We start from the raw sequence: 15,055 nt of genomic DNA, 5'->3' as shown, positions 1-15,055 counted from the left end.
GGAGCACCGTCCTGGTCCGGTCCGTGGCGCGGGCCCTACGGGCGCCCGGCTCCGGCGGGCGGCCGTCCGTGGAACGCCGCGCGATAGGCGTACGGGGTGGTGCCGACCACCCGGCGGAACCGTTCCCGGAAGGCCGTCGGCGAGCCGAACCCCGCCTGCCGGGCGATCCGTTCGACCGAGTGGTCGCCGTTCTCCAGCAGGTACTGGGCCCGCCGCACCCGCGCCCGCAGCAGCCACTGCAGCGGAGTGGTCCCCGTCTGCTCGCGGAACCGGCGGCTGAAGGTGCGCTCGCTCATGCCCGAGCGCGCCGCCATCGCGGCGAGGGTGACCTCCCCGGCCAGGTTGTCCTCGATCCACTCCAGCAGCGGCTCCAGGTCCGAGCCGCGCCGCACGGGCGGATGCTCGTGCACGATGAACTGGGCCTGGCCGCCCTCCCGTTCCAGTGGTACGACGCACATCCGGGCGGCGTGCGCGGCGACCGCCGACCCCAGATCCCGGCGGATCATGTGCAGGCACATGTCCAGCCCGGCCGCGGCCCCGGCCGACGTGAGGATCTGCCCGTTGTCGACATAGAGGACGTCCGGCCGTACGTCGACGCGCGGGTGGCGCCGGGCCAGTTCCGCCGCGGCGATCCAGTGGGTGGTGGCGCGCAGCCCGTCCAGCAGTCCGGCCTCCGCGAGTACGAAGGCGCCCACGCACACGGACGCGATCCGCGTACCGGTGGCCGCGGCCTGCCGCAGCGCCGACAGCACGCGCTCGGAGGGCGGGCCGGACTCCTCGGAGCGACCCGGCACGATGATCGTGTCCGCGCTCTCCAGTGCCTCCAGGCCGTGTTCGACCCGCAGCGTGAGCCCCTCGGTGCGTACCTCGGGCGACTCCGCGCACAGGCTCACCCGGTACGGACTGCGCCCGTCGGGCAGCCGCGTCCAGTCGAACGCCTGCATGGGTGCCGCCATGTCGAACGGCACCACGTCGTCGAGGACCAGGATCGCCACGGAGTGCATGGCCGCCACCCCAGGCGGATTCCCGCCGGACACAGAACCCCGCGTCAGGCCCCGTGGGCCCGCTCGCGCCGCCGGAAACGGCCGGTTGGAGGCGTTGGCGAGAATCCGTTGGAAGCTGTCGTTTCAGCCGCTGTGCGATCAACCGTCCGCTTCCTGGCGTGGCTTTCCAGCACCGCATCGACCGATCCTGCCTCCGGAGCCCCGACCGATGACCAAGATTCTGCTGTCCCTCCACGTCCTGGCCGCCATCATCGCAGTCGGGCCCGTCACCGTCGCGGCCAGCATGTACCCGGCGGCCGTCCGGAAGGTGCCGGTGGCCCTGCCCGAGGGGCGGGGGTGGGGGCGGGGGCGGGGGCCGGGGAGGCGGCCGGCCCCGGTGACGTGAGCACCGTCCGGCTGCTGCACCACATCTGCCGGGTCTACGCCGGACTCGGCATCGCGGTGCCGGTCCTCGGCTTCGCCACCGCGGCCGCCATGGGCGTCCTCGGCGACGCGTGGCTGATCGCGTCCATCACGCTCACCGCGGCCGCCGCCGGCCTCCTGATCGCCTTCGTGCTGCCCCACCAGGAGGAACTGCTGGAGGAACTGACCGACCGACGGCCCGTGGAACACGCCCGCACGGCCCGGCTCGCCATGTTCACCGGCCTGTTCAACCTGCTGTGGGCCACGGTGACCGTCCTCATGATCGTCCGGCCCGGATCCACGACCGGCGCCTGAGCCGCTGTCACCTCCTGGGTGGAATGCGCACCCCCGGGTGGAGGGGCGCCTAGAATGCTCAGTCGCGCCCCCGTACGGGGGGCGGACGACACGAAAGGCGCGTTGACGGGTGTTCCAGGATTCCCCCATCTACGACCGACTCGTCGCCGAACGCGGTGACGTTCCCGAGCAGGTGCGACGGGACGCCGAGCGCGTGAGCAGGGAGCTGGAGGTGGTCATGCGCCCGCTGCACGCGCCCGGCCACCTGCCCGGCCCCGGGCGGCAGCCGTCCCCGGGCGCCGGCTGGCAGCGCACCGCCCTGCTGCCCCGCCCGCGCCCGCACTGACGGGCGCCGCCGCGGCGGCACCGCCCGGACCTCACCCCACGGCCGTCGTACCCGGGCCGTCCGCGTCCACCACGTCCTCCGCGCCCGGCCGCGCCAGCCACTCGGCGATGGTGCGGGCGATCGGCTGGCCCGTGTCCACCTCGACGAAGCCGAACTGCCCCGACTGGTTGCACTCCAGGAACCACCAGGTGCCGTCGCCGTCCTCGGCGAAGTCGAGGGCCCCGTAGGCGAGTCCCGCCGCGCGGAGATAGGCGCGGACCGTCTCGGCGACCCGCGGCGGCACCTCCACCGGCCGCCAGGGCTCGCCGGACTCCGCGAAGCGGACGTCCACCTCGGCCGTGTCCGGTTCCGCCAGGGCACTCTTCCGGGCCGCCAGCAACTCCTCGCCGACGGCGGTCAGCCGGATGTCGGCACGCTTGGCGACCCGGCGTTGCAGCAGCGTCGGACCGTGCGCCACGGCGGCGAAGTCGGCCTCGGGCGGAACCCGGCTGGTCGGCACCGCCAGGGGCGGATCCTGGGGGTGCGCGCCCGAGACGGGCTTGACCACCAGGTCCGGATAGCGGCCGGCGAACTCGCGTGCCGCCCGCGGAAAGGTCGTGATCAGCGTGGCCGGCACGGGCAGCCCGCACCGCTGGGCCAGACGCAGCTGCCAGGGCTTGTAGCGCGCCCGGTGCGCCGCGTCCGGCTGGTTCATCCAGCGCGCCCCGCTGCCGCGGAGCATGCCGTACAGCGCCTGACCGGCCTCCTCGGTCAGCCACGCGGACGGCTCGGCGGCCCGGGTGGCCGCGCCGCCCGGCCTGCGTACCCAGACGGACCGCAGCCCGCCGATGCTCACCAGACGGCCGCCCGAGGACAGATGGCCCCGGAAGGAGCCGTGCACGAACTCGCCGGAGAGCGCGACGGAATCGGTCAGATCCGCGGGGTCCAGGCGGACCACCGGTACCCCCGACGCGTTCAGGTGCACCACCACCATGTCCGCGGTGACGTCCTCTTCACTGGTCAGAATCAACACGGTCATTCTTGGCGGTCCGTGTTCAGTCGTCGAAGTGAGTCTTCGACCCCGCGGTGGAGGTCGTGGTCCCCAGCTCTCTCAGCAGCGCGTGGTCGCAGGCGGCGACCCGCCCGTCCAACAGCACGTTCAACTGCAGCCCGGAGTCGTAGACGTACGGAGTGATGGCTTCCAACTCCACTGCGGGCCGTGCGTAGTTGAGCGCGAACGGTTGCATCGTCTCTCCCTAGTCGGTGCTGCGCCGATCAGTTGACGACCCCATTGCGCCGTCTCCTGGTCCGCCGACTTCCTTCGGCTTCCAGAGACTTATACGAGTCGAACGGGTGATTGGTTTCCTTACGCTGCGTAATTACCGGGCGAGCCGGTGCCCTGTCGTCGGTCCGTGCCGCCCCGCCGGCCGCCGAGAGAGCCGCGTGTGGAACGCAGGGCGAGGAGCAGTACGCCGATGTCGTCCAGGTAGACCGGGTCGGGCACCAGGTCCGCGGGGAGCACCAAATAGAGGACGGCGCCCCAGAAGACCCAGCGCGGACCCGTGGGGAGACCGGCTCGTCGGAGGTCCCGTCGGGTGCGGACCAGCCGCACCAGGACGGCCACCGCCGCCGCGAGGACCAGCGCCGCGAGCAGCGCCGCCACCAAGATCACCACTGTCGTCGGGTCCACCGGTCCCCTCCTTCGGGCGCGCGACGCGCACCCACTCTCCCGGATGCCCGTTCGGGGCCGCGGCAAGACCGGTGTGTGACGTCTCTCATCCCTGTGGCCCACCCGGAGTGGCACCGCGCGCCGGTCCTGCCTAGTAATGGGCAGCACACAGCGCGAGTCGCATGTCGGGGACGCAGGGCGGCCGCACCCCCCCCACCACACGGAGGGACCATGACCACCGGTTCTTCATCACCGCGTTCGCCCGAATACGCCATATCCGCACTGGACCTGCCCACCGGGGAGACGACGACGGGCACAGGCACGGCGCGTCCACCCGGCGGGGCTCCCGGCGCCCGGAACTCCTCCGTCCGGAACTCCTCCGTCCGGGACGCGGACGTCTGGGAATCAGACCCCGACGACCCGCACGCCGACGACACGCAGGAGCGCGCCTACGGCGACCCCGTCGGCGACCTCGTGCGTGCCGCCGTGGCCGACCGTCCGCTGGACGACGTCGTCGACCTGATCACCACGCTGGAGCGGTCCCCGCAGTACGCGCAGGCCACGGTCGACGCGCTCCGCGCGGTCGGCGTCAACCGGTCCGTGGAGGACGTGACCCGGCTGGTCGGCCTGCTGACCCGGCCGCCGCGCCACCCGGACAGCGCCGACGAGGCGATTCGGGCCGCCGCCGAATGCCGCTCGGTGGAGGACGTGACCCGGCTGATGGCACTGCTGCACCGCACGCCCCTGGAGCCGCACTGCGGCCAGGAGGCCGTACGGGCCGCTGCCACCGGCCGGCCCGTCGATGAACTGGTCGATCTGATCGGCCGCCTGGCCGAGGACGGACACGAACGCCCGGAGCGGCCCGACGCACGGCAGTTGCGGGCGGCCCAGGACGCGAACGGCGAGGACGACGGGCGCGAGGACCACGGGCGCCGGCCCGCCGACCGTCCGGCACGACGTTCCGGCCTTTTCGCCGCGGCGGACCGCCGTGGCCGAGAACGCCGCAGGACACCGCGCCCGGCCCGCCGGGACCGCGACCGCGAGTCCGGCGACCGCGCCCGCCGGCAGGACCGCGCCGCCCGCCGGCCCGCCCGCGGCCCGGCCTGGCCCGCCTGGCTCACCGTCGCCGTCCTGGCCGGTTGCGGCGTGGCCTTCTTCCCCCTGCACCGCGCCGACGCCTCGGCCCGCGCCTACGGCGTCGCCCTCGGCCTGTCGGCCCTCTGCCTGGTGCTGGCCCTGCTGCTGACGGTGCGGCCCGCCGTGGCGCTGCTCGCCGCGGCGGTCGCGGGACCGGCGGCGCTGGCCGCGGCCAAGCTCTACGGCAGCGCGACCCCGTTGTCCCCGGTGTCCCGGGCCGCGGACCTGACGCTGGCGCCCACCTGGGTCTCGGTGGTGGCCGCCGTGGCGGCAGCGCTCGTCGCGCTGACCGCCCTGTGCGTACGGGTGGCCTCGCGGGGCACCGCCCGCCGCCGCCGGCCGCCCCGCCGGATCGCTGCGGCGAGCGCCACGGACTGAGCGTTCCCCGTGCACCTCGTGGTCTGCGCGGGGAGGAAGCCTCCGGCACGGGACCGCGTGTGTGCTCAGCCCCCTGCGTGCGGGTGGCCTCGCAGGACACTCGCCCGGCGGCGCGGGCCGGATCCGTGCGGCGGGCGCCGGGGGGCTGAGCGTTCCCCGTGCACCACGTGGTCCGTGCCGAGGAACACCCGGCGCGGACCGCGTGCCGTGCTCAGACCCCCAGCATGCCTGCCGGATGCTCGTGTTCGAGGAGGGCGGTGAGTACCCGGTCCGGGGTGAGGGGGAGTTCGCGGAAGCGGATGCCGGTGGCGTGGTGGACGGCGTTGCCGATGGCCGCGGCCGTGCCGACGATGCCGATCTCGCCGATTCCCTTGCTGCCCATGGGGTTCAGGTGGTCGTCGGTCTCCTCGACCCAGTACGCCTCCGGGGCCACCACGTCCGCGTGTGCCGGCACGTGGTACGACGCCAGGTCGGACTGGGTGAAGTCGCCGAACGCCGGGTCCATCGTGCTGTCCTCGGTCAGCGCCATGCCCAGGCCCATCGTCATGCCCCCGATGAACTGGGAGCGGGCCGTACGGGCGTTGAGGATGCGCCCCGCGGCGAAGACGCCCAGCAGCCGCGTCACCCGTACCTCGCCGGAGACCGTGTCGACGGTGACCTCCGCGAAGTGCGCGCCGAACGCGTGCCGCGCGTACGCACTCTTGGCGTCGGCGGTACCCGAGGTGTCGGCCTCGGCCACCAGGCCCTCCTCGGGCAGCGGCTCGGAGCGCCCGGCCAGCAGACCGGTCAGCCGGACGCAGGCCGCGTGCACCGCCGACCCCCAGGACGCGGTGCCCGAGGAACCGCCGGCCACCGAGCCGAAGCCGATGTCGCTGTCGGCGATCTCCACCCGGACTCCGTCCAGCGGGGCGCCGAGGGCGTCGGCCGCGATCTGCGCGAGCACCGTCCGGGCACCCGTGCCGATGTCGGTGGCGTTGACCCGTACCAGGAAGCTGCCCCCGGGCAGTGCCCGCGCCGACGCCACGCCGGGTCCCACCAGGACCGGATAGGTGGCCGAGGCCACTCCGCTGCCGATCAGCAGGGGACCGGCTGTGCGGGAACGCGGGCGCGGGTCGCGCCCTTCCCAGCCGAAGCGCCGGGCGCCCTCGCGCAGACACTCCACCAGATGCCTGCTGCTGAAGGGCTTCCCGCTCTCGGGCTCGGTCTCCGGTTCGTTGCGGATCCTCAGTTCCACCGGGTCGACGCCGAGTTCGACGGCCAGTTCGTCCATGGCCGATTCGAGGGCGTACATGCCGGGACATTCGCCGGGCGCGCGCATCCAGGACGGTGTGGGCACGTCCAGCGACGCGACCCGGTGGAGCGTGCGCATCGTCGGAGCGGCGTACATCACGCGCGCGGGGACCGCCGCCTGCTCGACGAACTCCTTCACCCGCGAGGTGTACGTGGTCACCTCGTGCGTCAGGGAGGTGAGCCGGCCGTCGGCGTCGGCGCCGAGACGCAGCCGGTGCAGCGTCGGCGCGCGGTGCCCGACGACCGCGGCCAGGTAGCGGCGCGGCAGCGCGACGGTCACCGCACGGCCGGTCTCCCGCGCCGCCATCGCGGCGAGCACCACGTCGGGGCGCGGCGTGCCCTTCGACCCGAAGCCGCCGCCCACGTGCTCCGCGCGCACCGTGATCCGGTCCTCCGGCATCTCGAACATCCGGGCGAGTTCGGCGCGTACGGCCGAGGTGCCCTGGCTGGAGGTGTGCACCGTCAGCCGGTCGCCGTCCCACCGCGCGGTGCTGGCGTGCGGTTCCATCGGGTGGTTGTGCAGCGGCGGCACCCGGTAGTCCACGTCGAGCCGGGTCGCCGAGGAGGCGAAGGCGCCGTCGGGGTCGCCCAGTTCGGTGACGGCCGGGTACCCGCCGTTGGCCGACTCGGGGACGTACGCCTCCGGGTGCGAGGCGGTGAGCGTCACGTCGTGGCCCTCCGCCTCGTACGTGACGCGGACGGCGGCGGCACCCGCACGCGCCGCCTCCAGCGTCTCGGCCACCACCAGGCCCACGAACCAGCCCCGGTGCGGCACCCGCGGGCTCTGGAGCACGGCCAGCACGGGGTCGTCGGGGTCCCCGAGGCGGGGGGCGTTCTCGTGCGTGAGCACCGCGAGCACGCCGGGCAGCGCGAGCGCGGGGGCGGTGTCGACGGCGGTCACCCGGCCCCGGGCGACCGTCGCCGGTACGGGCCAGGCCTGGGCGCGGCCCGGGGAGTCGTACTCGGCGGCGTACCGGGCGGTGCCGGTGACCTTCTCCCGCCCCTCCCGGCGCTCCGCGGGAGCGCCCAGGACGGTCTCGGTGGCGGTCATGGAGTTCTCCTCGGGGACGCCGGGTTCAGGTCGTGACCGGCGGGGCGAGCCGGCCCAGTACGTCGAGGGCGAGCCGACGGGCCAGCGGCACCTTGTAGGCGTTGTCCCGCAGCGGCTCGGCGGCGGCCAGCTCCAGGTCGACGGCGCGCTCGAAGGCCGCCGTCGTGGGGGCGGCGCCGGTCAGCGCGTCCTCGGCCCGCCGCGCGCGCCAGGGCCGGTGGGCCAGCGCCCCGAAGGCGATCCCGGCCCGCTCCACCACCCCGTCGGTGATGTGCAGCACGACGGCGACGGAGGCCAGCGCGAAGGCGTACGACGCCCGGTCGCGGGCCTTGCGGTACGCCGAGGGCAGACCGGCCGTGGCGGAGGGCAGGACCACGCCGGTGATCAGCTCGCCGGCGCGGATCTCCGTGTCCCGCTCCGGGTGCATGCCCGGCAGCCGGTGGAAGTCGGCGGCGGGCACGCTCCGGGTGCCCTCCGGGCCGCTCAGCTCCACGCGCGCGTCGAGGGCGGCCAGCGCCACCGCCATGTCCGAGGGGTTGGTGGCGATGCACTGGTCGGAGTATCCGAGCACCGCGTGGTCGCGGTGCACCCCCTTGAGGGCGCCGCACCCGGTGCCGGGCTCCCGCTTGTTGCAGGGCTTGGAGGGGTCCTGGAAGTACGGGCAGCGGGTGCGCTGGAGCAGGTTCCCGCCCGTGGTCGCGGCGTTGCGCAACTGCCCCGAGGCGCCCGCCAGCAGCGCCTGCGACAGCGCGGGGTAGCGGTCGCGGACGACGGGGTGGGCGGCGAGGTCGCTGTTGCGGACCGTCGCCCCGACCCGCAGCGCGCCGTCGGGCAGCTCCTCCACCGTGTCCAGCGGCAGCCGGGTGACGTCGACGAGGGCGGTGGGCGTCTCCACGCCGAGCTTCATCAGGTCGACGAGGTTGGTGCCGCCGCCGAGGTAGCGGGCGCCGGGGTGGGCCGCGAACGCGTCGGTGGCCTCGTCGACGCTGTCGGCGCGTACGTACGCGAAGGGCTTCACGGGATCACGTCCTCGACCGCGTCGGCGATCCGCGGATACGCGCCGCAGCGGCACAGGTTGCCGCTCATCCGCTCCCGGATCTCCTCCCGGCCCAGCGCGACGGGCTCGCCGGAGGGCGTCGTGGGGTCGGTGACGTGGGACGGGTGCCCGGCCGCGGCTTCGGCGAGCACGCCGACCGCCGAGCAGATCTGGCCCGGGGTGCAGTACCCGCACTGGAAGGCGTCGCGGTCCAGGAAGGCCCGCTGCATCGGGTGCAGCTCCTCGCCGTCCCCCGCGAGGCCCTCGATGGTGATGATCTCGCAGCCGTCCAGGGCGACCGCGAGGAGCAGGCAGCCGTTCATGCGCCGGCCGTCCACCAGGACCGTGCAGGCGCCGCACTGTCCGTGGTCGCAGCCCTTCTTGGCGCCCGCGAGCCCCAGATCCTCCCGCAGGAGGTCCAGCAGGACGCGGCGGTGGTCGACGGTGAGGGTGTGCGGTTTGCCGTTGACGCGGAGCGTGGTCTGCGAGCGGGCGGACTCCGGGGGGCGGGAATCGGGGGCGCTCTCGTGCTGGCTGTCCATGGCGTCGGTGACCTTCCGGGACGGGCCCTGCTGCTGTGGCCGTCCGCGTATCCACCTGACGCCGGATGACACGTGAGGGTGCCCTCAGTCGGTCGTCCCGCTCGGTGGGCCGGGCGTGTCCCGGCTCTCCGGCTCCGGCCGCGTCTCCGGTCGCGTCTGCGGCCGTGGCGGACGGGCGGAGCCCCTGAACCGCTCCAGCGTGCGGGTCAGACCCCGCAGCGGGGACGTCGGGGACGTTTCGGCGGGCGGCGGTGCGGCCGGCGCCGCCCCGGCGGACTCCCGGTACCCGGCCAGGGCCTCGGCCGCGCGTTCGGCCGCCTCCCGGTACAGGTCCCGGGACTGCGTCATGGCCTCCAGCGCCTCGGCGTACATGGCCACCAGCCTGCGCTCGCGCTCCAGCTCCTCCTGGAGGGTCAGCAGCCGCCACTCCTCCCGCAGCGAGGCGAGGTCCGCCACCGCGTCGTCGGGCAGCGGCCTGTCCAGCGCGGCGAAGGACGTCACCGCCGCGATCAGCCCGGTGGGCTCGGAGCCGTCCAGGAAGACCGTGCGGACGGAGAACGCGTCGGCGTCGTAGTCGGCCGGGGCCGGGGTGCCGGGCAGCACCACGGCGCCGCCGCGCGGCACCTGGACGCCGAAGTCCTCCAGCGCCCAGTTCACGACCCGCAGCTGCTGCGGCGCGGCGCGGTGCTCGACCACCCGGTGCCGCAGCCCGGGCGGCAGCCGCCGGGCCAGCGGCACCCGGCCGCGGTGGTCGGTGCTCATCGCCTCGTGCACGACGACATGGATGTTCCAGGGGCTGCGCCCGGACTCCTTGATCAGCCGGCGTACGGCCTTGTCGTCGTCCGGCAGCGCGTTGATGCCCCGCAGCCGCAGTCCCGTGGCGGCGTCCCGGTCCCAGGTGACGTCCGGGTCGTCGGGCCAGAACATGGTGGCGGGGGAGGGCCACTCGGAATCCCAGGCCTCCTCTGCCTCGGCCAGCAGCGTCCACTCCTGACGGCCCGCCGAGCCGGGCTCCAGGATCAGTCTGGCCCGTACGGTCACGGCCTCGGCAACCTTCCAGCGCGCCTCGAAGACGCGGCGGCCGGGGAGCCCGTCGGCCGGCGTCGGCGTCTCGTCGGGAGGCTCCAGGAAGTCGTCGAGGACGAGGTCCTTCTTCAGCCGCTCCAGCGTGTGCCGGACGGTGTCCTCGGCCGCGGAGCCGACGTGGCGGCCGCGGGCGGCCCACAGCGTGGGCGGAGTCGTGGGGCGGGCGCTGGGAGAGGGTGGCATGGGTCCATCGGGAAGCAGGGACACGGACGTAGGCAAGTATCGACGCCGCAGGTCGGCGGAGACGATCCGGGGGTCCGCCGACCGGGCGGGCCGCGGCGTGGTGCGGGGTGCGGCCGGTGGGGCGGGGGTGGGTGGTGGGCGAGGGTGGGCAGGAGTACCGCGACCGACCGTACGGCACGAGCAGGAGCGACCCGATGAACCTCGACCTCGGCGGACGAACCGCACTGGTGACCGGATCCTCGCAGGGCATCGGTGCGGCGATCGCCGCCGGCCTGGCCCGGGCCGGCGCCACCGTGGGCGTCAACGGGCGTGACGCGGGCCGTCTGGAGGAGGGCGTCGCGAAACTGCGGGCCGAGGTGCCGGACGGCGTGTTCGTGCCGGTCGTGGCCGACCTCGGCACCGAGGAGGGCGCCCGGCGGGCCATGGAGGTGCTGCCCGACGTCGACATCCTGGTGAACAACCTCGGTGTCTTCGGCGCCGTGCCCGCGCTGGAGATCAGCGACGACGAGTGGCGGCGCTACTTCGAGATCAACGTCCTCGCGGGCGTCCGGCTGACGCGGGCCCACCTCCCCCGGATGAGGGAACGGGGCTGGGGCCGGGTGCTGTACATCGCGAGTGACTCGGCCGTAGTCGTCCCCGCCGAGATGATCCACTACGGCGTGTCCAAGACGGCCCTGCTGGGGGTCGGCCGCGGCTTCGCCAAGGAGGCCGCGGGCAGCGGTGTCACGGTGAACTGCGTCATCGCGGGCCCCACCCACACGGAGGGAGTCGAGGACTTCGTGTACCAACTGGTCGACCGGGAGCTGCCCTGGGACGAGGCGCAGCGCGTCTTCATGCGCGAGCACCGCCCGCAGTCCCTGCTCCAGCGGCTGATCGAACCGGAGGAGATCGCCAACCTCGTGGTCTACCTCAGCTCGCCCCTGGCCTCCGCCACCACGGGCGCCGCCGTCCGCGTCGACGGCGGCTACGTCGACTCGATCCTTCCCTAGGGACGCGCGCCTCACTGCCCCGGAGCCGCCTGCCGATGGTCCGTGTCGTCCCAGGCCCTGGTGTCGCGCGGCTCCACGTAGGGCTCCTCCTCGGGCGGGTGGCCGCCGTCGATGACCCGCTGCCGGGCCAGTTCGGCGTCGAACTCCAGGCCGAGCAGGATGGCCAGGTTCGTCACCCACAGCCACACCAGGAAGACGATGACACCGGCCAGGGTGCCGTACGTCTTGTTGTACGAACCGAAGTTGGCCACGTAGAAGGCGAACCCGGCGGAGGCGGCCAGCCAGATCAGCAGCGCGATCACGCTGCCCGGTGAGACCCACTTGAAGCCCTTGACCCGGGCGTTCGGTGTGGCCCAGTACAGGATCGCGATCATGAAGGTGACGAGCAGGACCAGTACCGGCCACTTGGCGATGGACCACACGGTCAGCGCGGTGTCGCCGATGCCGAGCGCGGTGCCCACCTGCTGGGCCAGAGAGCCGGTGAACACGACGATGAGCGCGCTGACCACGGCCAGCACCAGCAGCACCACGGTCAGGGCCACCCGCAGCGGCAGCACCTTCCACATCGGGCGCCCCTCGGGCACGTCGTAGACCGCGTTCGCCGAGCGGATGAACGCGGCCACGTAGCCGGACGCCGACCAGACGGCGCCCACCAGCCCGGCCACCGCCAGTACGGAGCCGAGCCCCGCGCGGGCCTGCAACTGCTTCACCGCGTCGGTGACGATGTCCCGCACGGAACCGGGTGTGAGCTGCTGGATGTTCTCCAGGACCTCCTGGGTGGCGGAGGGCCCGGCGACGCCGAGCAGGGAGACCAGCACCAGCAGGGCCGGGAAGAGGGACAGCACGCTGTAATAGGTCAGGGCCGCGGCGCGGTCGGTGAGTTCGTCGTCCTGGAACTCGGCGACCACCCGCCGCAGCAGCGCGGTCCAGGAGCGCCCCGGCAGTTCGGCCGGGGAGCCGGGGGCGGCGCGCTCGGTGGCGGCGTCCGGACCGTAGTCCTCGGGCGCCGTCTCGTCCGGCGTCCCGTCCGCTCGGTCGTCCTGGGGATGCTTTCGGCTGTGGGGCAGGTGCAGTCGGGCCATGAGGGTGCGGGTTGCCCGTCCCGGCCGGGGCACGCCCGCCGCATGCCTACCGACGCGCGCCGGGTGTGCGGCGGGCACCCGGGACGGCGCCGGTTCACCCGTGGCAGGCAGGGCCCCGACGTCCCCACAATGGGCCCCGCGGGCCGGTTCGCCCACCATCCGCATCGGGGCGGGCCTGCCCGCGCCACCCCTCACCGGCACGCACTCACCGGCCGCCGTCGGGACCGAAATACCGCAGTATGCCGGAGCGCGCGCACGTTCCTCTGGAAAATGCCAAAGCGCTCACCAGATGCGTGCACTTTCCGTAGTCTCTGCGTCACGTTCGCGGTACAGCCGTGCAGGGGGAGGGGATCCGGCGTGCCCGGAATCGACGAGAGTCTGCTGGAAGCCATGCGACTGCCCGGCGCGCGGGGCGCGTCGCTGGCCGACTGGATCAGCGGTCTCGCCCTGGGCGCCGTCGGCGAGGCACCGGGCGGCGACTGGGAGGCCACGGCGGCGGAGACCGCCGAACTGGCCCGGCACGTCGCCGAGAGCGGCTCCCTGGCGGCGGCCGGCGGGACCGGTGCCGCCGTCGACCCGGGGAAGGCGCCCCCGGTGGAGGACCTGATCGCCACCACCGCCGACGCCTACCACCTGATCAGGTTCGTCAGCACCCCGTTCGACAGCACCGTCTTCCTCCACCTCTGGCTGGGCCGCGACGACGGAAACCTCGCCCTGGCCCGCATCCGGCTCGCCGAGATGGCGGACCGGCTGGTGCTCGGATGACCAGAGTGACGACCACCTGGGCCACGCAGGAGACGACGTCGGCCGCCCTCGGCGCGCTGGCCGCCGAAGGGGCGACCGGCGCGCTCTCGGGCGAGCGGGGCATCGTCTACCTCTCGGCCGGCCGGGTCGTGCACGTCGAGTCGGCCTTCACCCCGGACCTCGGCGCGCTGCTCACCCGCAGCGGCGCCGTCCCGTCCGACGGCTGGTGGGACGCGGTCGACCGGGGCGGGGCGCAACACCGGGTGGGCCACCGGCTCGTGGACAGCGGGCGGCTCGCGGCCGGCGCGCTGGAGGTCTGCCACCTGGGCGCGCTGTTCGACGCCGCGTACTTCGTCCTCGCCCACGACACACGCGCGCACCGCTTCCGGCCCGGCGCGGTGCACCGGCTCGGCGCGGTCCGCTCCGTGCCGGTCGACGCGGTCGTCCGCGAGTCCGGACGCCGGCGCGCCCTGCTGGACCGCATCTGGCCGGACCCCGCCATCGACACCGTCCCCCTGACCCGGGTGCCGGGCGCCGGCCGTGCCGGCCTGCCGGTGCGGCGCGGCCGGACCCTGACGCAGGTCGACGGCGTGCGTACCGCCGCGCAGATCGCCTCGTCGCTCGCCTGCCGGACGTACCACACCCTCGTCGAACTGCGCCGCCTGGCCGCCGACGGCCTCGTCGTCGCCGCCCCGCCCGTCGCCCCGCCCCTCGCACCGGGTCCCGAGCCGGCCGGCACCGTGTGGGACGACCCGGACACCGCCCTGCTGCGACGGCTCCGAGACGCCCTGGAGGCCCTGTGATCCGCGCGCGCCGTCAGCGTGCCGAAAGGAGACTGCTCATGGCCGTCGAGAGCGACGTCCTGGACGAACTGCACCGACTGCGCAACCGTGTGCCCCAGTTGACCGGGTCACTCGCGGCCACCGTGGACGGACTGGTCCTCGCCCACGACGCGCCCGGCACCGAACCCGAGGGCCTCGCCGCGCTCACCGCCGCAGCCCTCGGCGTCGCGCACCGCATGGCCGAGGCCACCTCGCGCGGCGGCTTCCGCGAACTGCTGCTGCGCGGGGCCGACGGCTATGTCGCCACCTACGCGGCCGGTCCCGCCGCCGTGCTCACCCTGCTCGCCGACGGCCGGGTCAACGTGGGCCGGCTGCACCTGGAGGGACGGCGCAGCGGCGCCCGCATCGGGGAGCTGGTCGCCGCCCACATCGGCCACGACCGCGGCCGTGCCCCGGCCGCCGCGGAACCCGCCCCGACGCCCGCCGCGGACACCGCCCGGCCCATCGGCACCCTGCCGGTGCGCACCCCGCAACGCCCCGCACACCGACCGACCCCCCAGGCCGGCGGCCACCGCCGGCCGACCTGACCACCGATCGCGTACCGATCACGACCGGAAAGGAACCACCATGGCCAACCTGGAGACCTCGCTCAAGGAATGCCTCAGCTCCATCGACGGAGCGTCCGCCGCCGCGCTGGTCGACTACACCAGCGGCATGGCGCTCGGCACGCTGGGCGGGACCAAGGAGTTCAACCTGGAGGTCGCCGCCGCGGGGAACACCGACGTCGTACGGGCCAAACTGCGCACCATGGAACACCTCGGCCTGAAGGAGGAGATCGAGGACATCCTGATCACCCTGAACACCCAATACCACATGATCCGCCTGCTCAGGGGGCGCGGCGGCAACGGGCTGTTCCTGTACCTGGTGCTGGACGCGAGCCGCGCGAACCTCGCGATGGCCCGCCACCAACTGCGCCGGATCGAGAACGAGCTGGAGGTCTGACGGCCGCGGGGGGGGGGGGGGGGCGCGCCGCCGCCCGGCCCCCCGGCCCGGCCGGCGCC

16 protein-coding genes and 1 pseudogene are annotated in these 15,055 nt (G+C 74.3%); 8 read left to right on the top strand and 9 right to left on the bottom strand.

Annotation, left to right across the window (positions count from 1 at the left end; genetic code table 11):
• Positions 1–35: 35 nt before the first annotated feature.
• Positions 36–1,004 carry a GlxA family transcriptional regulator gene (locus tag ACFWR9_RS21830; protein ID WP_383844721.1) on the bottom strand — a complete coding sequence of 323 codons (969 nt, stop codon included), beginning with the start codon at positions 1,002–1,004 and terminating at the stop codon, positions 36–38.
• A 208-nt stretch (positions 1,005–1,212) separates the two neighbouring features.
• Here ACFWR9_RS21830 and ACFWR9_RS21825 point away from each other — a divergent pair.
• Positions 1,213–1,721: pseudogene (locus ACFWR9_RS21825) on the top strand (hypothetical protein).
• A gap of 109 nt (positions 1,722–1,830) precedes the next feature.
• Positions 1,831–2,046, top strand: coding sequence for a hypothetical protein (locus ACFWR9_RS21820; protein WP_383844718.1), 216 nt, complete (start codon positions 1,831–1,833; stop codon positions 2,044–2,046).
• A 31-nt stretch (positions 2,047–2,077) separates the two neighbouring features.
• On the opposite strand, the gene tgmB is transcribed toward ACFWR9_RS21820, so the two are convergent.
• The 3 genes from tgmB to ACFWR9_RS21805 form a co-directional block, all read right to left on the bottom strand.
• Positions 2,078–3,064 (bottom strand): ATP-grasp ribosomal peptide maturase, encoded by a 987-nt coding sequence (tgmB, locus tag ACFWR9_RS21815; protein ID WP_383844715.1) that lies wholly within the window; start codon positions 3,062–3,064, stop codon positions 2,078–2,080.
• Positions 3,065–3,080: 16 nt separating this feature from the next.
• A complete protein-coding gene (gene tgmA / locus ACFWR9_RS21810) occupies positions 3,081–3,272 on the bottom strand; it encodes a putative ATP-grasp-modified RiPP (protein WP_383844712.1) in 192 nt (63 codons plus the stop codon).
• A 119-nt stretch (positions 3,273–3,391) separates the two neighbouring features.
• Entirely contained in the window at positions 3,392–3,715 is a 324-nt protein-coding gene (locus tag ACFWR9_RS21805; RefSeq protein WP_383844709.1) for a DUF1232 domain-containing protein, read from the bottom strand.
• 210 nt (positions 3,716–3,925) lie between these two features.
• Here ACFWR9_RS21805 and ACFWR9_RS21800 point away from each other — a divergent pair, with 210 nt between their 5' ends.
• The gene (locus ACFWR9_RS21800) at positions 3,926–5,209 is read left to right on the top strand and encodes a hypothetical protein (RefSeq protein WP_383844706.1); all 1,284 of its coding nucleotides are present in this window, start codon (positions 3,926–3,928) and stop codon (positions 5,207–5,209) included.
• 211 nt (positions 5,210–5,420) lie between these two features.
• Here ACFWR9_RS21800 and ACFWR9_RS21795 read toward each other — a convergent pair whose 3' ends face one another.
• The 4 genes from ACFWR9_RS21795 to ACFWR9_RS21780 all read right to left on the bottom strand — a co-directional run bounded on the left by ACFWR9_RS21795 (position 5,421) and on the right by ACFWR9_RS21780 (position 10,397).
• Positions 5,421–7,550, bottom strand: a complete 2,130-nt coding sequence (locus ACFWR9_RS21795; RefSeq protein WP_383844704.1) for a xanthine dehydrogenase family protein molybdopterin-binding subunit — start codon at positions 7,548–7,550, stop codon at positions 5,421–5,423.
• 25 nt (positions 7,551–7,575) lie between these two features.
• On the bottom strand, positions 7,576–8,568 hold the full coding sequence (locus ACFWR9_RS21790) for an FAD binding domain-containing protein (RefSeq protein ID WP_383844701.1): 993 nt from the start codon (positions 8,566–8,568) through the stop codon (positions 7,576–7,578).
• The gene (locus ACFWR9_RS21785) at positions 8,565–9,128 is read right to left on the bottom strand and encodes a 2Fe-2S iron-sulfur cluster-binding protein (RefSeq protein ID WP_383844698.1); all 564 of its coding nucleotides are present in this window, start codon (positions 9,126–9,128) and stop codon (positions 8,565–8,567) included. Before ACFWR9_RS21785 ends, ACFWR9_RS21790 begins: the two co-directional genes overlap by 4 nt.
• Before the next feature lie 84 nt (positions 9,129–9,212).
• Complete coding sequence (locus ACFWR9_RS21780; protein ID WP_383844696.1) at positions 9,213–10,397, bottom strand: hypothetical protein; 1,185 nt, start codon at positions 10,395–10,397, stop codon at positions 9,213–9,215.
• A gap of 194 nt (positions 10,398–10,591) precedes the next feature.
• Between ACFWR9_RS21780 and ACFWR9_RS21775 the strand changes: the two genes are divergently transcribed.
• Positions 10,592–11,386, top strand: a complete 795-nt coding sequence (locus tag ACFWR9_RS21775; RefSeq protein WP_383844693.1) for an SDR family NAD(P)-dependent oxidoreductase — start codon at positions 10,592–10,594, stop codon at positions 11,384–11,386.
• An 11-nt stretch (positions 11,387–11,397) separates the two neighbouring features.
• On the opposite strand, the gene ACFWR9_RS21770 is transcribed toward ACFWR9_RS21775, so the two are convergent.
• Entirely contained in the window at positions 11,398–12,468 is a 1,071-nt protein-coding gene (locus tag ACFWR9_RS21770) for a YihY/virulence factor BrkB family protein (RefSeq protein WP_383844690.1), read from the bottom strand.
• 357 nt (positions 12,469–12,825) lie between these two features.
• On the opposite strand from ACFWR9_RS21770, the gene ACFWR9_RS21765 reads away from it, so the two are divergent.
• Genes ACFWR9_RS21765 through ACFWR9_RS21750 form a run of 4 tightly spaced genes read left to right on the top strand, consistent with a single transcriptional unit; the run spans position 12,826 to position 14,996 of the window.
• Positions 12,826–13,233: a hypothetical protein gene (locus ACFWR9_RS21765; protein WP_383844687.1), complete on the top strand. Its 408-nt coding sequence runs from the start codon at positions 12,826–12,828 to the stop codon at positions 13,231–13,233.
• Positions 13,230–14,015 carry a hypothetical protein gene (locus ACFWR9_RS21760; protein ID WP_383844684.1) on the top strand — a complete coding sequence of 262 codons (786 nt, stop codon included), beginning with the start codon at positions 13,230–13,232 and terminating at the stop codon, positions 14,013–14,015. Before ACFWR9_RS21765 ends, ACFWR9_RS21760 begins: the two co-directional genes overlap by 4 nt.
• 38 nt (positions 14,016–14,053) lie before the next feature.
• The gene (locus ACFWR9_RS21755) at positions 14,054–14,581 is read left to right on the top strand and encodes a roadblock/LC7 domain-containing protein (protein WP_365641462.1); all 528 of its coding nucleotides are present in this window, start codon (positions 14,054–14,056) and stop codon (positions 14,579–14,581) included.
• 40 nt (positions 14,582–14,621) lie between these two features.
• Positions 14,622–14,996, top strand: coding sequence for a hypothetical protein (locus ACFWR9_RS21750; protein ID WP_383844681.1), 375 nt, complete (start codon positions 14,622–14,624; stop codon positions 14,994–14,996).
• Positions 14,997–15,055: the final 59 nt, after the last annotated feature.

The sequence above is a fragment of the Streptomyces sp. NPDC058534 genome, from assembly GCF_042717365.1.
Lineage (GTDB): Bacteria > Actinomycetota > Actinomycetes > Streptomycetales > Streptomycetaceae > Streptomyces.
Note: the sequence above shows the minus strand (reverse complement) of the source record. Positions and strands in the feature narration are given on the sequence as shown.